17 protein-coding genes are annotated in these 20205 nt (G+C 61.7%); 6 read left to right on the forward strand and 11 right to left on the reverse strand.

Translation table 11 applies throughout. From position 1 onward, the window contains the following. Window positions 1-52 precede the first annotated feature (52 nt). The gene (locus ACODTO_RS04625; protein ID WP_489106033.1) at window positions 53-1723 is read right to left on the reverse strand and encodes a putative bifunctional diguanylate cyclase/phosphodiesterase; all 1671 of its coding nucleotides are present in this window, start codon (window positions 1721-1723) and stop codon (window positions 53-55) included. Window positions 1724-1989: 266 nt separating this feature from the next. Between ACODTO_RS04625 and rep the strand changes: the two genes are divergently transcribed. Both rep and ACODTO_RS04635 read left to right on the forward strand, forming a co-directional pair. After that, window positions 1990-3999, forward strand: coding sequence for a DNA helicase Rep (gene rep / locus ACODTO_RS04630; RefSeq protein ID WP_139641125.1), 2010 nt, complete (start codon window positions 1990-1992; stop codon window positions 3997-3999). A 56-nt stretch (window positions 4000-4055) separates the two neighbouring features. Beyond that, on the forward strand, window positions 4056-4628 hold the full coding sequence (locus ACODTO_RS04635; protein WP_041023330.1) for a xanthine phosphoribosyltransferase: 573 nt from the start codon (window positions 4056-4058) through the stop codon (window positions 4626-4628). Window positions 4629-4738: 110 nt separating this feature from the next. Here ACODTO_RS04635 and ACODTO_RS04640 read toward each other — a convergent pair whose 3' ends face one another. The 6 genes from ACODTO_RS04640 to dadA form a co-directional block, all read right to left on the reverse strand. After that, entirely contained in the window at window positions 4739-6673 is a 1935-nt protein-coding gene (locus ACODTO_RS04640; RefSeq protein WP_489106034.1) for an acetyl-CoA hydrolase/transferase C-terminal domain-containing protein, read from the reverse strand. A gap of 136 nt (window positions 6674-6809) precedes the next feature. Continuing rightward, a complete protein-coding gene (locus ACODTO_RS04645; RefSeq protein ID WP_177329262.1) occupies window positions 6810-7223 on the reverse strand; it encodes a c-type cytochrome in 414 nt (137 codons plus the stop codon). Between the two features lie 181 nt (window positions 7224-7404). Then, complete coding sequence (locus tag ACODTO_RS04650; RefSeq protein ID WP_024780576.1) at window positions 7405-7953, reverse strand: cupin domain-containing protein; 549 nt, start codon at window positions 7951-7953, stop codon at window positions 7405-7407. Window positions 7954-8081: 128 nt separating this feature from the next. Beyond that, window positions 8082-9155 carry an alanine racemase gene (gene alr, locus ACODTO_RS04655; protein WP_139641131.1) on the reverse strand — a complete coding sequence of 358 codons (1074 nt, stop codon included), beginning with the start codon at window positions 9153-9155 and terminating at the stop codon, window positions 8082-8084. Window positions 9156-9248: 93 nt separating this feature from the next. Further along, on the reverse strand, window positions 9249-9602 hold the full coding sequence (locus ACODTO_RS04660; RefSeq protein WP_139641132.1) for a RidA family protein: 354 nt from the start codon (window positions 9600-9602) through the stop codon (window positions 9249-9251). Next, window positions 9574-10878: a D-amino acid dehydrogenase gene (gene dadA / locus ACODTO_RS04665; RefSeq protein ID WP_139641134.1), complete on the reverse strand. Its 1305-nt coding sequence runs from the start codon at window positions 10876-10878 to the stop codon at window positions 9574-9576. The genes ACODTO_RS04660 and dadA overlap by 29 nt, the downstream gene beginning before the upstream one ends. A 156-nt stretch (window positions 10879-11034) precedes the next feature. Here dadA and ACODTO_RS04670 point away from each other — a divergent pair, with 156 nt between their 5' ends. Further along, window positions 11035-11523 (forward strand): Lrp/AsnC ligand binding domain-containing protein, encoded by a 489-nt coding sequence (locus ACODTO_RS04670; protein WP_003206849.1) that lies wholly within the window; start codon window positions 11035-11037, stop codon window positions 11521-11523. Between the two features lie 133 nt (window positions 11524-11656). Here ACODTO_RS04670 and ACODTO_RS04675 read toward each other — a convergent pair whose 3' ends face one another. Next, the gene (locus tag ACODTO_RS04675) at window positions 11657-12010 is read right to left on the reverse strand and encodes a YkgJ family cysteine cluster protein (protein WP_489106035.1); all 354 of its coding nucleotides are present in this window, start codon (window positions 12008-12010) and stop codon (window positions 11657-11659) included. Window positions 12011-12155: 145 nt separating this feature from the next. Between ACODTO_RS04675 and ACODTO_RS04680 the strand changes: the two genes are divergently transcribed. Further along, a complete protein-coding gene (locus ACODTO_RS04680; RefSeq protein ID WP_139641140.1) occupies window positions 12156-13469 on the forward strand; it encodes an NAD(P)/FAD-dependent oxidoreductase in 1314 nt (437 codons plus the stop codon). A gap of 95 nt (window positions 13470-13564) precedes the next feature. Here the strand turns inward: ACODTO_RS04680 and ACODTO_RS04685 are convergent, their stop codons facing one another. Continuing rightward, the gene (locus ACODTO_RS04685; protein WP_041024408.1) at window positions 13565-13810 is read right to left on the reverse strand and encodes a DUF1127 domain-containing protein; all 246 of its coding nucleotides are present in this window, start codon (window positions 13808-13810) and stop codon (window positions 13565-13567) included. A gap of 180 nt (window positions 13811-13990) precedes the next feature. Here ACODTO_RS04685 and ACODTO_RS04690 point away from each other — a divergent pair, with 180 nt between their 5' ends. After that, window positions 13991-15424 (forward strand): aminotransferase-like domain-containing protein, encoded by a 1434-nt coding sequence (locus ACODTO_RS04690; RefSeq protein WP_139641142.1) that lies wholly within the window; start codon window positions 13991-13993, stop codon window positions 15422-15424. 61 nt (window positions 15425-15485) lie between these two features. Beyond that, window positions 15486-17054, forward strand: a complete 1569-nt coding sequence (locus ACODTO_RS04695) for a phospholipase D family protein (protein ID WP_175385185.1) — start codon at window positions 15486-15488, stop codon at window positions 17052-17054. A 186-nt stretch (window positions 17055-17240) separates the two neighbouring features. Here the strand turns inward: ACODTO_RS04695 and ACODTO_RS04700 are convergent, their stop codons facing one another. Together ACODTO_RS04700 and ACODTO_RS04705 are read right to left on the reverse strand one after the other, a co-directional pair. Continuing rightward, the gene (locus ACODTO_RS04700; protein ID WP_139641145.1) at window positions 17241-18383 is read right to left on the reverse strand and encodes an MFS transporter; all 1143 of its coding nucleotides are present in this window, start codon (window positions 18381-18383) and stop codon (window positions 17241-17243) included. A 156-nt stretch (window positions 18384-18539) separates the two neighbouring features. Next, the gene (locus ACODTO_RS04705; RefSeq protein ID WP_175362815.1) at window positions 18540-20033 is read right to left on the reverse strand and encodes an aldehyde dehydrogenase; all 1494 of its coding nucleotides are present in this window, start codon (window positions 20031-20033) and stop codon (window positions 18540-18542) included. Window positions 20034-20205 lie beyond the last annotated feature (172 nt).

The raw sequence follows: 20205 nt of genomic DNA on the forward strand, positions 1-20205 counted from the left end.
ATCGCGAGCAGGCTCGCTCCCACCGGGGATTGTGTCAGCCCGCGGGGTGGGGTCAGCCCACCACGTCCCGCGTTGCCTGATGACCATCGAACGTCAGGTATTCCACCAGTTCAGGCAGCGGCAACGGTTTGCTGATCAGGAAGCCCTGCACCTGATCGCAACCGAAACCGCGCAACAGGTCCAACTGCTCGCGGGTTTCCACACCTTCGGCCACCACCTCCAGGTTGAGGTTGTGGGCCAGGTTGATCATCGCGTGCACCAGCTTGCGGTTCTCTTCGCGTTGCTCCATGCCGCCGACGAAGCTCTTGTCGATCTTCAGCAGGGCGATGGGAAGGCTGTTGAGGTGCACGAACGAGGAAAATCCAGTGCCGAAATCGTCCAGGGAGAAACGCACCCCCAACCGGCCGAGGGCATCCATCGTCTGCTTGACCAACTCGCTGCGACGCATGACCGCGGTTTCGGTGAGTTCGAACTCCAGCCATTGGGCTTCGACGCCTCGCTCGCTGATCAACCGACTCAGGGTCGACAGCAACTGGCTGTCCTGGAACTGCCGGAACGACAAGTTGACCGCCATGTGCAGCGGCGCCAACCCGCGCTCGCGCAGGGCCTGCATATCCCGCAGCGCACGGGAAATCACCCAGTAGCCCAGCGGTACGATCAGGCCACTCTGCTCGGCCAGCGGCACGAATTCACTCGGCGGCAGCAGCCCGCGCTCACCGTGACGCCAACGCACCAGGGCTTCGAGGCCGACGATGCGACCGCTTTCGAGGTCCAGGCGGGGCTGGTAGTGCAGCTCCAGTTCGTCGCGACGCAGCGCCCGGCGCAGTTCGCTTTCCAGATCGGCGAGGCTGCGGGCGTTGCGGTTGATGCGCTCGTTGAAGACATGAAAGGTGCAACCCTGGGTGCTCTTGGCCTGCTGCATGGCGATGTGGGCATGCCACATCAACGGATCGGCACCCGCCTGGGCCCGAGCATGGGCGATGCCCAGGCTGCAGCCGATCAGCAGGCTTTCCCCGTCCACCCAATAGGGCTCGGCCATGGCTTGGGTGATGCGCTCGGCCATCCATTCGGCCCGCTGAGGTGCCCGGCGGGTATCGATCAGCAAGGCGAACTCGTCGCTGCCCAGCCGTGCCAACTGATCGCCGGCTTCGAGCGCCCCCTTGAGACGCGATACCACCTGCAGGATCAAGCGGTCGCCGGCTTGATGCCCGAGGGCGTCGTTGGCGTGACGGAAGTTGTCCAGGTCCAGGTGACCGAGCGCCAGGCCACGGCCTTCGCTTTCAGCCAGGCGCGCCGCCAGCAGGGTCTGGAACCCCTGGCGGTTCGCAATGCCGGTCAGCGGGTCCTGTTCGGCGAGACGTTGCAAGGTGTTTTCCAGTACCCCGCGCTCACGTACATGACGCAGGCAACGACGCAGGGTCGCACTGTCGAGCAGCTCACGCACCAGCCAGTCGCTGGCGCCGTCGGGCAGCGACGCGGGCTCGTGATCAAGCAGCAGGATGGTCGGCAGAGGGCAGCGGCCGGGCGCTGGTTGCAAGGCCGCGACCGTCAACAGGACCGCGTTGCGGTTGTCTTCGAACAGACTGTTGACCGACTCCCAGCTCGGGGCAATGATCAACACGACCGAGCCCGCCATAGGCGCCAGGCACTCGCGTAATATCGCTGACCACTCAGGCTCTTCGGCCAATAACAGCAAACGCAAGGGTTCGACAGGCGTGGACAAGCTGACTCCGTAGACTCTGCAAGGGGGGGTGCGCTGGGCATTATGACCTGCCGACCGACAATGACCAGTGCCAATAGTTCTCAAAAACGGGCTTCTGGCGATTTTTTTCCATTCCCAGGCCGAACATCAGCGCCAATCCACTCCAAATCCCTGCCTCAAGGCAGCGAAGCCTCGTCATACCGCGTCACAAGTCGGACAGAGCAGCACAATTCTCCAAGCCTGTTAAAATGCCGGCCCATTTTCGCAAACGACTCCCTGACCCTGTCATGTCCCGACTCAATCCCCGGCAGCAAGAAGCCGTGAACTATGTCGGCGGCCCTCTTTTGGTGCTCGCCGGTGCAGGCTCCGGCAAGACCAGCGTGATCACCCGCAAGATCGCGCACCTGATCCAGAACTGCGGCATCCGCGCCCAGTACATCGTCGCCATGACCTTTACCAACAAAGCCGCCCGGGAAATGAAAGAACGGGTCGGCGGCCTGCTGCGCGCCGGCGAAGGCCGTGGCCTGACGGTCTGCACCTTCCACAACCTGGGCCTGAACATCATCCGCAAGGAACACGTGCGACTGGGCTACAAGCCGGGCTTCTCGATTTTCGACGAGACCGACGTCAAGGCCCTGATGACCGACATCATGCAGAAGGAGTACTCGGGCGACGACGGCGTCGACGAGATCAAGAACATGATCGGCGCCTGGAAGAACGACCTGGTGCTGCCCGCCGAAGCCCTGGAAAACGCCCGCAACCCCAAGGAACAGACAGCCGCCATCGTCTACACCCATTACCAGCGCACGCTCAAGGCGTTCAATGCGGTGGACTTCGACGACCTGATCCTGCTGCCGGTCAAGCTGTTCCAGGAACACGCCGACATCCTCGAAAAATGGCAGAACAAGGTTCGCTACCTGCTGGTGGACGAATACCAGGACACCAACGCCAGCCAATACCTGCTGGTGAAGCTGCTCATCGGCAAGCGCAACCAGTTCACCGTGGTGGGCGACGACGACCAGTCGATCTACGCCTGGCGTGGCGCGCGTCCGGAAAACCTGATGCTGCTCAAGGAAGATTATCCGTCGCTCAAAGTGGTGATGCTGGAACAGAACTACCGCTCCACCAGCCGTATCCTGCGCTGCGCCAACGTGCTGATTTCCAACAACCCCCACGAGTTCGAAAAGCAGCTGTGGAGCGAGATGGGTCACGGCGACGAGATCCGCGTGATCCGCTGCCGCAACGAAGACGCCGAAGCCGAGCGCGTGGCCATGGAAATCCTCAGCCTGCACCTGCGCACCGACCGGCCGTACAGCGATTTTGCGATCCTGTACCGCGGCAACTACCAGGCCAAGCTGATCGAGCTGAAGTTGCAGCATCACCAGGTTCCCTATCGCCTGTCGGGGGGCAACAGCTTCTTCGGCCGTCAGGAAGTGAAGGACCTGATGGCCTATTTCCGCCTGATCGTGAACCCGGACGATGACAACGCCTTCCTGCGGGTGATCAACGTCCCGCGTCGGGAAATCGGCTCGACCACGCTGGAAAAGCTCGGCAATTACGCCACCGAGCGCAAGATCTCGATGTACGCCGCCACCGACGAAATCGGCCTGGGCGAACACCTGGACAGCCGCTTCACCGACCGCCTGGCGCGCTTCAAGCGCTTCATGGACCGGGTCCGCGAGCAGTGCGCCGGGGAAGATCCGATCGCGGCACTGCGCAGCATGGTCATGGACATCGACTACGAGAACTGGCTGCGCACCAACAGCTCCAGCGACAAGGCCGCCGACTACCGCATGGGCAACGTCTGGTTCCTGATCGAGGCCCTGAAGAACACCCTGGAAAAAGACGAAGACGGCGAAATGACCGTCGAGGACGCCATCGGCAAGCTCGTGCTGCGGGACATGCTCGAGCGTCAGCAGGAAGAGGAAGACGGTGCCGAAGGCGTGCAAATGATGACGCTGCACGCCTCCAAGGGCCTGGAATTCCCTTACGTGTTCATCATGGGCATGGAAGAAGAAATCCTGCCGCACCGTTCCAGCATCGAGGCCGACACCATCGAAGAAGAACGGCGCCTGGCCTACGTGGGTATTACCCGGGCCCGTCAGACGCTGGCCTTCACCTTCGCCGCCAAGCGCAAGCAATATGGTGAAGTGATCGACTGCGCGCCGAGCCGCTTTCTCGATGAGCTGCCGCCGGACGACCTGGCCTGGGAAGGCAACGACGACACCCCGACTGAAGTAAAAGCCGTTCGCGGCAACAGCGCCTTGGCCGATATACGAGCGATGCTAAAGCGCTAGAATCGACTACTTTTTTCCGCCTTCAGAGCCCTTGAGGCGTTATCAGAGGAGGCTTCATGGAAGCCCTGCACCAGAAAATCCGTGAGCAAGGCATCGTGCTATCCGATCAGGTCCTGAAAGTCGACGCTTTCCTGAACCACCAGATCGACCCGCAGTTGATGAAACAGATCGGCGATGAATTCGCCGCGCTGTTCAAGGATTCGGGCATCACCAAGATCGTCACCATTGAAGCCTCGGGTATCGCCCCGGCCATCATGACCGGCCTGAACCTTGGCGTGCCGGTGATTTTCGCCCGTAAGCAACAGTCCCTGACCCTGACGGAAAACCTGCTGTCGGCGACCGTGTATTCGTTCACCAAGAAGACCGAGAGCACCGTCGCCATCAGCCCTCGTCACCTGACCAGCAGCGACCGGGTGCTGATCATCGATGACTTCCTGGCCAACGGCAAAGCCTCCCAGGCGCTGATTTCCATCATCAAACAGGCCGGCGCCACCGTGGCCGGGCTGGGGATCGTGATCGAGAAGTCGTTCCAGGGTGGCCGCGCGGAACTGGACGCCCAAGGCTATCGTGTCGAGTCCCTGGCGCGGGTGAAATCCCTGGCCGGCGGGGTCGTGACCTTCATCGACTGACACACATCCCCCTTGTGGGAGCGAGCCTGCTCGCGATGAGGCCTGCACATCCAACACAAGTGTTGGCAGGTAGTTCGTCATCGTGAGCAGGCTCGCTCCCACAGGGTGGGTCAGGTTGATTGTTGTTGCGCAGAGGCCTTGAGACCCGCCAGCAACAAGCGCTGGAACAGATCTTCCTTCAGCCCCTCCGTGCTCGCCAGTTGCATCCGCTCCAGATGCTCGGGGTACAACGAGGGCTCGGGGGCATCCAGCGCCGCCTTGCCCAACTCGAGTATTTCGGTGAGCTTGAACTTGCTCTTGAGCCAGTTCAGCGCCCGCAACAGGTCCCGCTCCACTCCGTCGAAATCAGCACCCAACGGATACTCTGGAAACAGATTCGGATGCCGCGCCTGGATCGCCTGCAAGCGCTCCGATGTGTTGTCGGCGAACCGCGGATCGAGGCGAAAATCCTTCGGTAGCTTTCCAGCATTCTGCGCCTGCTCGATCAACCCCGGTTGGAAGCGTGAATCACTGATGTTCAGCAACGCTTCGATCACCGCGGCATCGGTCTTGCCCCGCAGATCGGCGATGCCGTATTCGGTCACCACGATGTCCCGCAGGTGCCGAGGAATCGTGCAATGGCCATACTCCCAGACAATGTTCGAGCTGATCTCGCCCCCGGACTCCCGCCAACTGCGCAGGAGCAAAATGGAACGCGCACCTTCCAGCGCATGCCCCTGAGCGACGAAGTTGTACTGCCCGCCCACACCGCTGAGCACCCGGCCGTCCTCCAACTGATCGGACACCCCAGCGCCGAGCAGAGTCATGGTGAACACGGTATTGATGAAGCGGGCATCGAGACGCTGCAAGCGCTTGAGGCGCTCCTGGCCATACAACTCGTTGATGTAGCTGATGCGGGTCATGTTGAATTCGAGCCGACGGCTCTGCGGCAACTCGTGCAAGCGCTGGTAAAAACTGCGTGGCCCGAGAAAGAAGCCGCCATGGATACAGACGCCGTCGGGCTGGGCCGCCTCGTCGAGCGTGCCCGCGTTGGCCTGCTCCTGGGTCGGCTCATCGGGGTAGACCTTGCGCCGGATGATCCCGGCCTCCGCCAGCACCAGCAGACCGTTGACGAACATTTCACTGCAACCGTACAACCCCTTTGCAAATGGCTCGACCCCACCCTCACGCTCGATCAGTTGCGCCCACTGGCTGAGGTTCAGGTCCGCCAGTAACGCCCGATATCCGGCGTTATCCGCCTGACGCGCCAGCAGCGCCGCCGTCAGCGCATCGCCCATGGAACCAATACCGATTTGCAGCGTGCCGCCGTCACGCACCAGGCTGCTTGCGTGCAGGCCGATGAAATGGTCCTGGAACCCCACCGGCATGTTCGGAGTGGAAAACAGCGTGTGGTTGTCCTTCTCGTCGATCAACAGATCGAAAGCGTCGATGCCGATTTCAGCATCCCCCGGCATGTAGGGCAGATCGCTATGAACCTGGCCGACCATGAGGATGGTCTCCCCCGCCGCCCGCCGCTTCTCGATCATTGGCAACAGGTCGAGGGTGATGTCGGGGTTGCAACTCAGGCTCAGGCGATCCGGGTGCTGTGGATCGCTCGCCACCAGTTGCGCGATCAGGTTCAAGCCTGCGGCGTTGATGTCCCGGGCGGCGTGACTGTAGTTGCTGCTGACGTAGTTCTGCTGGGCCGATGCGCTGTGCAGCAGGCTGCCCGGCTGCATGAAGAACTGCTCGACCCGAATGTTGGACGGCAGGCTGTCCCGCTGCAGGTCGGCCAGGTAATCGAGTTCAGGATAGTCGCCGAAAACCCGCTCAATGAAGGGCTCGAGAAAGCGCTTTTGCAAACCGTCGCCCAGGTTCGGCCGACCCAGGCTCAGGGCTGTGTAGACGGTCAGTTGTCGTTCGGGCAGTTGGGCAACGCGCCGGTACAGCGCGTTGGCGAACAGATTGGGTTTGCCCAACCCCAGGGGCATGCCGAGGTGGATATGCGCCGGCAGGCGTTCCAGGACGTCATCCACCGCCTGCTCGATTGAACACAATTGCACCATCCTACCCTCCGGGTCATTCCGTGAATGTGGATTGGACCGAGCTTGCCGGGTCTTGGTTGCGATGAACAGCCCCGAGTGGTCGTTTCCGAGGCGCAAAAAAGCCGCTCGTAAGCGGCTTTTTTGAAGGATGCTGGCTTTATTTCAGGCCGGACATCTTCTGGATGGCGCCTTTGAGCTCTTCATCCGAGCAATCGGCGCAGGTGCCTTTAGGTGGCATGGAATTGATACCGGAGATGGCTTTAGCCAGCAGACCATCAACGCCGCCTTCTTTCTTGGCTCGTTCGCCCCAAGCTCCGCTGTCACCAATTTTGGGAGCGCCCAGCACGCCTGCAGTGTGGCAAGCCCCGCAATGTTTACCGATTACGTCATCCGGTGTCTTCTTGCCCCCACCGCCGGCCGCAACGGCAACTTCCATGCCCTTGCATTCCTTCCCCGCAACGCAAACCTGGCCGACCGGCTCGAGGCGCTTGGCGATTTCGTCGTTGGTCGCCGCTTGGGCACTGACTGCCCAAAGGGCCAATACGGTTGCTGGTGCAGCCAGCATTTTCATAATTAGGTTCACGCGTACACCCTCATGGTGGCTAGTCACGCCTGCGGCCACGGTTGCAGGCGGGCGCAAGTATAGCGGTAAGCCTGTCACACTGAAACAACCCTAAAGTCACAAGGGTCTTGTTCGTTGTGACAGCTTCCCCCCTGGCCGCCGCTGCCCGTGCGGGCTTGGCGCCTCTTCCTTAGAAATTGGCCGGTGTGGCTGCGCTGATCAGTCGCGCCGGCACATCGAACGGATTACGGAAACGGTGTGGCTTGGTGCTTTCGAAATAGTAGCTGTCCCCGGCTTCGAGCACGAACGTTTCGGCGCCGACGACCAGCTCCAGACGCCCTTCCACCAGAATCCCGGTTTCCTCGCCTTCATGGGTGAGCATCTCGTCACCGGTATCGGCGCCAGGCGGATAGATTTCGTTCAAAAAGGCAATCGCCCGACTCGGGTGTGCCCTACCCACCAGCTTCATGGTCACGGCGCCGTCGGAGATATCGATCAGTTCGTTGGCTTTGTAGACGATCTGGGTCGGCTTCTCCTGGAGGATTTCTTCGGAGAAAAACTCGACCATGGACATGGGGATGCCGCCAAGGACCTTGCGCAGCGAGCTGATCGAGGGGCTCACGCTGTTTTTCTCGATCATCGAAATGGTGCTGTTGGTGACGCCCGCACGTTTGGCGAGTTCACGCTGGGAAAGGCCTTTGAGTTTACGAATGGCTTGCAGTCGTTCACCGACGTCCAATGCTGGAACCTCCAGGGGATCAGGTTGTGTGGAAAGTGAGCGTTATCATGGCGACAGCGTTCAGTATTTACAACACTTTGACCCGAATCCTGCGCGGTGAAGCGACCTTCGGTCGATCCCGCGTTGCGTCAGCCCCCGGAATAGAGCCGCGGCACCCGCCGCAGGTTGCAGAAAATCTGATAGGGAATGGTGCCGGCAGCCTTCGCCACATCGCTGGCGAGCACATGCTTGCCCCACAACTCGACGGTCGAACCGAGCCCGGCATGGGGGACATTCGTCAGGTCGACACACAGCATGTCCATCGACACGCGTCCGAGCAATTGGCTGCGCTGGCCGTCCACCAGCACCGGAGTACCGCTCGGAGCCTGGCGCGGGTAGCCGTCGGCATAGCCCATGGCGACCACCCCGACCCGGGTCGTCTGGGTGGTCACGTAACGGGCGCCATACCCCACCGGCTCGCCGGCCGGCAGCTCGCGCACGCAGATGATCTTCGACTCCAGGGTCATCACCGGCTGCAGGCGCGAAGCGGTGGCGTTGGCTTCATCGAAAGGCGTCGCGCCATACAGCATGATGCCCGGACGAACCCAGTCACTCGGCATCTGTGGCCAGCCCAAGACCGCCGGGGAGTTGCGCAGGCTGGTCTCGGCCGTCAATCCCTGGCAGGTCGCTTCAAACACTTCCAGTTGCCGGGTGCTGCTAGGATCATGCAGCTCGTCGGCACGGGCAAAGTGGCTCATCAGCACGATTTTCGCCACTTTGCCGCTGGCCAGCAGCCGACGATAGGCGGCCTGGTAGTCTTGCGGATGCAGGCCGACCCGGTGCATCCCAGAGTCCAGCTTGAGCCAGACCGTGATCGGCTTGCCCAGCGCCGCTTTTTCAATCGCTTCGAGCTGCCACAACGAATGCACGACGCACCAGAAATCGTGCTCGACGATCAACGACAGCTCATCGGCTTCGAAAAACCCTTCCAGCAGCAACACCGGCGCACGAATACCGCCGGCCCGCAGCTCCAGGGCTTCCTCGATGCATGCCACGGCAAATCCATCCGCAGTGTCCTGCAAGGCTTGGGCGCAACGTACCGCGCCATGCCCGTAGGCATCGGCCTTGATCACTGCAAGGGCCTTGGCCCCCGTGACGTCACGAGCCAATTGGTAGTTGTGGCGCAGGGCTTGAAGATCGATAAGGGCACGGGCAGGACGCATGACGGCACGCTTCTAGGCAAACATGAAAAAAACCGGCGCGGGCTGATGGCGTGAACCACCCACAGCGCCGGGAGAGGGATCGTTTCGACAGCTTTAAGGCAGCGCGGCCACGACTGACAGCTCCACCAGGATTTCCGGCTCGCACAGCTTGGCCTCTACCGTGGCGCGGGCCGGAGCCACCCCCTTGGGCAGCCATTTGTCCCAGACCGAGTTCATGCCTGCAAAGTCGGCCTCGATGTCTTTCAGGTAGATCGTGACCGACAGCAACCGGCTCTTGTCAGTCCCGGCCAGGTCCAGCAAACGCTCGATATTGGCCAGGGTTTCGCGGGTCTGCTGCTCGATACCGGCGCCCATGTCGTCGCCGACTTGCCCGGCCAGGTAAACGGTGCCGTTGTGCACGACCACCTGGCTCATGCGGTCATTGGTGAGCTGGCGCTGGATTGACATGTTTTGCAGACTCCTGATGTTTGCTGCCATAACGGGAAATATCGAGACCTTCGGCGCTGATCTGCGGCTTTTTCTTCGCCATCAGGTCCGCTAGCAGGCGACCGGAACCACAGGCCATGGTCCAGCCGAGGGTGCCATGGCCAGTGTTCAGGAACAGATTCTTGAACGGGGTGGCGCCGACGATCGGCGTGCCATCCGGCGTGGTCGGGCGCAAGCCGGTCCAGAAACTGGCCTGGGCCAGGTCGCCGCCCAGAGGATAAAGGTCGTTGACGATCATCTCCAGGGTTTCACGGCGACGGGGATTGAGCGACAAGTCAAAACCGGCGATTTCCGCCATGCCACCCACGCGAATACGGTTATCGAAACGGGTGATCGCGACCTTGTAGGTTTCATCGAGAATGGTCGAGGTCGGCGCCATCGCCGGGTTGGTGATCGGCACAGTCAGGGAATAGCCCTTGAGCGGATACACCGGGGCACGGATACCCAGGGGCTTGAGCAATTGCGGAGAATAACTGCCCAGGGCCAGGACGTAGCGGTCGGCGGTTTCCAGCTTGCCGTCGATCCAGACGCCGTTGATACGGTCACCGGCCTGGTCCAGCCGCTGGATATCCTGGCCGAAACGGAACTCCACACCCAGCTTCACAGCCATTTCCGCCAAGCGCGTGGTAAACATCTGACAGTCGCCGGTCTGATCGTTGGGCAGACGCAAGGCACCGGCCAGAATGTCGGTGACATTCGCCAACGCTGGCTCGACCCGTGCGATGCCTTCGCGGTCGAGGACTTCGAACGGCACACCCGATTCTTTCAATACGGCGATGTCCTTGGCCGCGCCGTCGAGCTGTGCCTGGGTGCGGAACAACTGTGTGGTTCCCAGGCTACGGCCTTCGTAGGCAATACCGGTTTCGGCGCGCAGTTCGTCGAGGCAGTCGCGGCTGTACTCGGACAGGCGCACCATGCGTTCCTTGTTGATGGCGTAGCGGCTGGCGGTGCAGTTGCGCAGCATCTGCGCCATCCACAGGTACTGGTCGATGTCGGCGGTGGCCTTGATGGCCAGCGGCGCGTGGCGCTGCAAGAGCCATTTGATGGCCTTGAGCGGCACGCCCGGTGCGGCCCACGGCGAGGCATAGCCTGGCGACACCTGGCCGGCGTTGGCGAAACTGGTTTCCATGGCGGGCGCCGGCTGACGGTCGACCACCACCACTTCGAACCCGGCACGGGCCAGATAGTAAGCACTGACGGTACCGATGACGCCGCTACCCAAGACCAGAACGCGCATGTTGTTGCCCTCATCGCGGGTGAACCGCTGACGTTTGTTGTACAGAACCGTAATGAGCGCAGTGTAAAAAAGAATAGGCAGTGCTTTTCACTATATAACTGCCTATATTTGGCGAGAATTCTCGGCAAAAACCCTTTTCACGGAGGCGCATCCCCTGTGCGTACCAATACCCAGACCAAGCGCGAGCTGGACAAGATCGACCGCAACATCCTGCGTATCCTTCAGGCGGACGGGCGGATCTCCTTCACCGAACTGGGGGAAAAGGTCGGTCTCTCGACAACGCCCTGCACCGAGCGGGTACGGCGCCTGGAGCGCGAAGGGATCATCATGGGCTACAACGCCCGGCTCAACCCGCAGCATCTGAAGGGTAGCCTGCTGGTGTTTGTCGAGATCAGTCTCGATTACAAATCCGGCGACACCTTCGAAGAATTCCGACGTGCCGTGCTGAAATTGCCTCACGTGCTGGAATGCCACCTGGTGTCGGGGGACTTCGACTACCTGGTCAAAGCACGGATTTCCGAGATGGCCTCATACCGCAAGCTGTTGGGCGACATTCTGCTCAAACTGCCCCATGTGCGGGAGTCCAAGAGCTATATCGTGATGGAAGAGGTGAAAGAGAGCCTGAACCTGCCGATTCCGGATTGATCGCTCCCGCGCGGAGCGTAGATCGTTCCCACGCTCCGCGTGGGAATGCAGCCAGGGACGCTCCGCGTCCCGGAAAAGCCAAACGCGGAGCGTCCGATGAGGCATTCCCACGCAGAGCGTGGGAACGATCTCGCTAGACCAACACCTGCCGATTGGCAGCCATGTACTCATGAATCTGCTGCTCGACCCGGGGATGGATCAACTCCACCGGTCGCCGCCCATTGGGGCACGGCAGCGTCGCCGTGGTGCCGAACAACCGACAGATCAGCGGCCGCTCGTCATACACGGTGCAGCCGTTCGGCCCCAGGTGCACGCAGTCGAGAGCCGCCAGGGCAGCGTCCTGCTCGGCGCGGGTTTTGCGCGGCAGGCGGGCCATCTCCTCGGGTGACGTGGTCACCGGCCCGCAGCAGTCGTGGCAACCCGGTACGCACTCGAACGAGGGAATCTGCTGGCGCAGCGTGCGGATTTTCTGACTGTTGCAGCTCATCGAGGCGTCACCTGGTGGGGATTGCTCCGGATTCTGCCCTAAAAGCCCTGTACCAGACAGCGCCAGCCGACCACTGTTGCCCACGGAGGAATCCGCGGCTTATGCTCCGTAAAATTTCTCAAACACAATAATCAGGATTACGCACATGAACGCCCGTGTTCAGCAACCTGTCCCGAGCCACGCGCACGCCGCCTCCTACTACGCCGCCAGCAGCCTGCCGCAACCGGACCATCCGTTGCTGCAGGGCGAGCTGGTGGCGGATGTCTGCGTGGTCGGTGGCGGGTTCTCAGGGTTGAACACGGCCATCGAACTGGCCGAACGCGGCATGAGCGTAGTGTTGCTGGAAGCACACCAGATCGGCTGGGGAGCCAGTGGGCGTAACGGCGGCCAGTTGATCCGCGGCGTCGGCCATGGCCTGGATCAATTCGCCCCAGTCATCGGCGCCGAAGGCGTCCGCCAGATGAAGCTCATGGGACTTGAGGCAGTGGAAATCGTCCGGCAGCGCGTCGAGCGTTTCCAGATCGCCTGCGACCTCACCTGGGGTTATTGCGACCTCGCCAACAAACCCGCCGACCTGGAAGGCTTCGCCGAGGACGCCGAGGAACTGCGCAGCCTGGGCTATCGTCACCCGACCCGGCTGCTGCAAGCCCATGAGATGCACAGCGTGGTGGGCTCGGACCGCTATGTCGGCGGCTTGATCGACATGGGTTCTGGCCATCTGCATCCACTGAACCTGGCCCTGGGCGAAGCCGACGCCGCGCAGCGGCTGGGGGTCAGGCTGTTCGAGCAATCGGCGGTCACCCGGATCGATTACGGCCCTGAAGTGAAGGTGCATACCCGACAAGGCTCGGTTCGCGCCAAGACCCTGGTGCTCGGTTGCAATGCCTATCTCAACGGCCTCAACCAGGAATTGAGCGGCAAGGTACTACCCGCTGGCAGCTACATTATCGCCACTGAGCCTTTGAGCCAGGCTCAGGCCCAGGCGTTGTTGCCACAGAACATGGCGGTCTGTGACCAGCGGGTGGCTCTGGATTATTACCGGCTTTCGGCGGATCGCCGCTTGCTGTTCGGCGGGGCTTGCCATTATTCGGGCCGCGATCCACAGGACATCGCCGCTTATATGCGTCCGAAAATGCTCAAGGTCTTCCCGCAGTTGGCACACGTGAAGATCGACTATCAATGGGGCGGGATGATCGGCATCGGCGCCAACCGCCTGCCGCAGATCGGCCGCCTCAAGGACCGGCCCAACGTGTATTTCGCTCAGGCCTATTCCGGCCACGGCGTGAACGCCACGCACCTGGCCGGCAAGCTGTTGGCCGAAGCCATCAGTGGGCAGCAAGGCGGTGGGTTCGATCTGTTCGCCCGGGTCCCGCACATCACCTTTCCCGGCGGCAAGCACTTGCGCTCGCCGCTGTTGGCATTGGGGATGTTGTGGCACAGGTTGAAAGAGCTGGTCTGATCCGAATGACACTGTAGGTAAGCCTGATGCTGTTTTTGTGGCGAGGGGATTTATACCCTCGCCACAGCAAGCTCCCTCGCCACCTTTTGGTTGGATCAACCCCGCCAGAACGGCTTGAGGGCCTCCTCCCGCGCCTGCTGCGGATCCATCCCGATATCACGCAACTGTTCGGGTGTCAGCTCCAGCAAGACTCGACGTGTATGCAGACGATGCCAGAACAGGCCCCAGCGGCCCAGGCAGGTCGGAGCATTTCGAAACCTTGCGCCTCGAAGTTCCTTTTCCTGCCCAGCCTCCAGTTCCTGACTGTGTAACGTCAGCCGCACATCGCTCAAGCCGTTCATTTTCATTGCTCCTGTTTACTTGGGTAGCCAGAGGTTTCATGATGCGCGGACGGCCAAAATCGATACAGATTCAACGTCTGTATTTTATTTGCATACAGATAGAGCCTTTTTGCCACTGAATGCTGTTTTTACCGGCCAACTGTATTGGTTACCTGCTTCCCAACTTATCGAGAGCGCGCCATGACCCTCTACGTGAACCTCGCCGAATTGCTCGGCACCCGCATCGAACAGGGTTTCTACCGCCCCGGCGACCGGCTGCCGTCGGTGCGGGCACTGAGCACGGAACATGGGGTCAGCCTGAGCACGGTGCAGCAGGCCTATCGCGTGCTGGAAGACAGTGGGTTGGCGATGCCGAAGCCCAAATCCGGCTATTTCGTCCCGGTCAGTCGCGAATTGCCAGACCTGCCGGCGATAGGCCGTCCGGCCCAACGGCCGGTGGATATCTCACAGTGGGACCAGGTGCTGGAGCTGATACGCGCCGTGCCGCGCAAGGATGTGGTGCAACTGGGACGCGGCATGCCGGACATCCACTCTCCAACCATGAAACCGCTGCTGCGCAGCCTGGCGCAGATCAGCCGTCGGCAGGACATGCCTGGCCTGTACTACGACAATATCCACGGCAACCTTGCGTTGCGCGAACAGATTGCCCGCCTGCTGCTGGATTCGGGCTGTCAGTTGGGGGCCAATGACCTGATTGTCACCACCGGCTGCCACGAAGCGCTGTCGGTCAGCATTCGCGCCACCTGTGAACAAGGCGACATCGTCGCGGTGGACTCGCCCAGCTTCCATGGCGCCATGCAAACCCTCAAGGGTCTGGGCATGAAGGCCATGGAAATCCCTACCGACCCACTCACCGGCATCAGCCTGGAGGCATTGGAACTGGCGTTGGAACAATGGCCGATCAAGGCCATACAGTTGACGCCCAGCTGCAACAACCCCCTGGGCTACATCATGCCGGAAGCGAACAAACGTGCGCTGTTGACCCTGGCACAGCGCTTCGATGTGGCAATTATCGAAGACGATGTGTATGGGGATCTGGCCTACAACTACCCACGACCCCGCACAATCAAATCCTTCGATGAAGATGGCCGCGTCCTGCTGTGCAGTTCGTTTTCCAAGACCCTGGCGCCGGGCCTGCGAGTGGGCTGGGTTGCGCCGGGCCGGTACTTGGAGCGGGCGCTGCACATGAAGTACATCAGCACCGGCTCCACCGCGCCGCAGCCGCAGATCGCCATCGCCGAGTTCCTCAAGAACGGGCATTTCGAACCCCATTTGCGGCGGATGCGCACACAGTACCAGCGTAATCGCGACATGATGATTGACTGGGTCAGCCGCTACTTTCCAGCAGGCACCCGCGCCAGTCGCCCCCGGGGCAGCTTCATGCTGTGGGTCGAATTACCCGAAGGTTTCGATACCCTGAAGCTCAATCGGGTCTTGCACGACCAAGGTGTTCAGGTTGCGGTCGGGAGCATTTTTTCGGCATCGGGCAAGTACCGCAACTGCCTGCGGATGAACTACGCTGCCAAGCCAACGGCACAGATCGAGGACGCCGTGCGCAAGGTCGGGGCAGCCGCTATCGCGCTGTTGAACGAAACCCAGGACGGCGGCGTCTGAATGCTAAGCAGGGAAGCAGCACCCGACAGCCAATCAACGCCAACAAGCGGAACGATCCTACGTGAGATCCAAACCGATCCTGCCTACGCTACTGCTTGTCGCCTCACTGTTGGGAGGCTGTGCCAGCGTTGATATCACCCGCGAGCCTTCCCAGACATTGCCGGCTTCCGAATCGTCATTCGGACGCTCGGTCCAGGCCCAGGCCCTGCCACATGAAGGACGCTCGGGGTTTCGCCTGCTCTCCGACAGCACCGATGCCTTTACCGCCCGGGCCGAGCTGATTCGCAACGCCCAGCGCAGCCTGGACTTGCAGTACTACATCGTTCACGACGGCATCAGCACCCGGATGCTGGTGGATGAATTGCTCAAAGCTGCCGACCGGGGCGTGCGCGTGCGGATCCTGCTGGACGACACCACCAGCGATGGCCAGGACCAGATCATTTCGACCCTCGGCGCTCACCCGCAGATCCAGATCCGCCTGTTCAACCCATTGCACCTGGGGCGCGCCACCGGCGTGACCCGCAGTCTCGGCCGGCTGTTCAACCTGTCGCTGCAACACCGGCGGATGCACAACAAGCTATGGCTGGCGGACAACAGCATGGCCATCGTCGGTGGGCGCAACCTGGGAGACGAATACTTCGATGCCGAACCTCACCTGAACTTCACCGATATCGACCTGCTCGGCGTCGGCCCGGTGGCCGAGCAACTGGGACACAGTTTCGACCAGTACTGGAACAGCGCCCTGAGCAAGCCCATTGAACAATTCCTGTCCCATCGGCCCACCGCCAAGGACTTGGCCAACAGCCGCCTGCGCCTGCAAGAGTCCCTGGAACAAACGCAAAAGGAAAACCACGCGCTGTACCAGCAGTTGACCACCTACCGGACCCAACCGCGCCTGGATATCTGGCGCAACGAATTGATCTGGGCCTGGAACCAGGCGCTGTGGGATGCGCCCAGCAAGGTGCTGGCCAAGGACGAGCCGGATCCGCACCTGTTGCTGACCACGCAACTGGGCCCTGAGCTGACGGGGGTCAGCAAGGAGCTGATCATGATTTCGGCTTACTTCGTGCCGGGACAGCCCGGATTGGTGTACCTCACCAGCCGCGCCGATGCCGGCGTGTCGGTCAGCTTGTTGACCAACTCCCTGGAGGCCACCGATGTGCCAGCGGTGCACGGCGGTTACGCGCCCTACCGCAGGGCCCTGCTGGAGCATGGTGTACGGCTGTTCGAGTTGCGGCGCCAGCCCGGGGACACGGGAGGCAGCAGCCCGCACCTGTTCTACAGCAAGTCCTACGGCGAATCGGACTCGAGCCTGCACAGCAAGGCGATCATTTTTGACCGGCAGAAGTCGTTCATCGGCTCATTCAATTTCGACCCGCGCTCAGTGCTGTGGAACACCGAGGTCGGCGTATTGGTGGACAGTCCCGAACTCGCTGGCCAGGTCCGCGACCTCGCCTTGCAAGGCATGGCCCCTGCCCTGAGCTATCACGCGCGACTGGAGGATGGAGCGCTTATCTGGACCACCGAAGACAACGGCAAACTCCACGACCTGGACCGCGAGCCCGGCAGCTGGTGGCGCCGGTTCAATGCCTGGTTTGCGACGACCATCGGGTTGGAAAAAATGTTGTAGGGCTGCCCCGCTCTTGTGGCGAGGGGATTTATCCCCGCTGGGCTGCGAAGCAGCCCCAAGCAGATTGAATGTAATCAACTTGATGTACCGTGGCGCCTGGCTTCAGGGCTGCTACGCAGCCCAGCGGGGCGGTGCGACGTCTCGCTAAATCCCCTCGCCACAAGAAGCTCCCTCGCCACAGGTTTTTCAGGCAGGCTGCGTAGCCCCGAACGCACCCTGGCGCAGCAACAGAATCACCAGCCCAAACGCACCCGCCGCCATGAACAACGGCAGCGCGTGCCCGCTGATCCATTGGCTGCCCGCACCCGCCACCAAGGGACCGATCAGGCAACCGATTCCCCATAACTGGGCAATATGGGCGTTGGCCCGCACCAGCGCATCGTCGCGGTAACGCTCGCCGATCAGGATCAACGACAGGGTGAACAAGCCACCCGCGCTGGCTCCGAACAGCACCCACAACGGCCAGATCAGTACGGTATCGATCAGCAACGGAACCGCCAGGCTGGATAAGGTCAGCGCCACCGCGCAGCCCGTGAGCAAGGTTCGCCGAGACAAATGGTCGGCCAAGGCGCCAATGGGTAATTGCAGCAACGCATCACCGACCACCACGGTGCTGACCATCGCCAGCGCGACGTCGGCACTGAACCCCTGGCGCAGGCAATACACCGGCAGCAACGTCAGGATCATCGCCTCGAAGGCCGCGAACAACGACACCGCCCAGGCGATCGCTGGCAGCCCTCGGCAAAATGCCCACAAATCGCCCAAGGTAACGCTGCCGGCTTCACTGGTCGGCGCGCCGCTGCGACCGAGCAGCAGCAAGGGCGCCACCAGCAGCAGGCCGACGCCCACCCAGAATCCGTAGTCGTGAACAGTACCCAGCGCACCAAGCAACAGCGGGCCGGACAACTGGCTGAGGGCATAACTGGCGCCATACAGCGCCACCAGCCGCCCGCGCCACTGTTCGACGACCAGTTGATTGATCCAACTCTCACCAAGGATGAACACCAGGGTCAGGACCACCCCGATCACCAGCCGCAGCACCAGCCAGACCGGGTAACTGGGCAACAATGCCAGCAATCCAATGGACACTGCCCCGCCCCACAGGCACAAGCGCATCAAGGTCGCCGTCCCAAACCGTGCCGCCAGACGGCTCGACACCTTGGCTCCAAGCAACACCCCCACGGCGGGCATGGCCGCCATCACACCAATGGCGAACGAACCATACCCCCAGCCCTCCAGGCGCAGCGACACCAGCGGCATGCTGACCCCCAGGGCAAGGCCGACGCTCAGGACAGAGGCCAACACGGCGAAATAAGTCGCCCAACGCATTTCCACGCTCCTGTGGGTCGTCATCGATTATGGGTATCCCTCAAAACAATGTGGGAGCGAGCCTGCTCGCGAAGCGGCGCAACATTCAACAAAGCTGTCGACTGTCATACCGTTATCGCGAGCAGGCTCGCTCCCACAGGGATCAGCGCTGTGCTATTACAGCTTGATCCAGGTCGACTTCAGCTCGGTGTATTTGTCGAAGGCATGCAGCGACTTGTCGCGGCCGTTACCTGACTGCTTGAAGCCACCGAACGGCGCGGTCATGTCGCCGCCGTCGTACTGGTTCACCCACACGCTGCCGGCGCGCAAGGCCTTGGCGGTCAGGTGGGCCTTGGAGATGTCCCGGGTCCATACCGCCGCCGCCAGGCCATATGGCGTGTCGTTGGCAATCTGGATGGCTTCTTCGGCGGTATCGAAGGCAATCACCGACAAGACCGGACCGAAAATCTCTTCCTGGGCAATTTTCATGGCATTGCTCACACCGTCGAAAATCGTCGGCTCGACATACGTACCACCGGTTTCCTCGAGGATCCGCTTGCCACCGGCCACCAGCTTGGCGCCGTCGCTGTGACCGGCTTCGATGTAGGACAGCACGGTATTCATCTGCTGGGTGTCCACCAGGGCACCGACATTCGTCGCCGGATCCAGCGGGTTGCCGGGCTTCCAGCCCTTGAGGGCTTCGATCACCAGCGGCAGGAAGGTGTCCTTGATGGAGCGCTCCACCAGCAGTCGCGAGCCGGCGGTGCAGACTTCGCCCTGGTTGAACGCAATGGCGCTGGCCGCGGCTTCGGCGGCAGCTTGCAGGTCCGGGGCGTCGGCGAACACGATGTTCGGGCTCTTGCCGCCGGCTTCCAGCCAGATGCGCTTCATATTGGATTCGCCGGAGTAGATCATCAGTTGCTTGGCGATCTTGGTGGAACCGGTGAATACCAGCGTGTCGACATCCATGTGCAGGGCCAGGGCCTTGCCGACGGTATGGCCGTAGCCTGGCAACACGTTGAGCACGCCTTTCGGAATCCCGGCTTCGACGGCCAGTGCGGCGATGCGGATGGCGGTCAGCGGGGATTTTTCCGACGGCTTGAGTACCACCGAGTTACCGGTGGACAGTGCCGGACCGAGCTTCCAGCAGGCCATCAACAGCGGAAAGTTCCACGGCACGATGGCGCCCACCACACCGACCGGCTCGCGGGTGACCAAGCCCAGTTGGTCGTGCGGGGTCGAAGCCACTTCGTCGTAGAGCTTGTCGATCGCTTCGCCGCTCCAGCTCAACGCTTGGGCCGCACCGGGCACATCGATGTTCAGGGAATCGCTGATCGGCTTGCCCATGTCCAGGGTTTCGAGCAGGGCCAGCTCCTCGACGTGCTGCTTGAGCAGGCCGGCGAAACGAATCATGGTGGCTTTGCGCTTGCTCGGCGCCAGGCGCGACCAGGCGCCGGAATTGAAGACCGCGCGAGCGTTTTCGACGGCACGCTGGGCGTCGGCAGCATCGCAGCTGGCGACCTTGCCCAACAGGCGGCCATCGACCGGGCTGAGGCAATCGAAGGTTTCGCCGGACACCGCATCGGTGTATTCGCCGTTGATGAAGGCGCGGCCCTCGATGGTCAGATCGCGAGCGCGTTGTTCCCAGTCGGCACGAGTCAGGGTGGTCATGCGAGTGTCCTCCTCTTATTGGGGTATGAGCGTCGCAGAGGTGCGCCCGCTCAGGAATTCTGCCCGGCCAGCCGGTTTTCGCGCATATTTTCGGCACAGGGCACCCACCACCCTAAACCAGCCGCCCCTCCAGTTTCAATATATTTGACACAAGGCCGGCAAACAGCCTTGC

The sequence above is a fragment of the Pseudomonas sp. FG13 genome, from assembly GCF_057809755.1.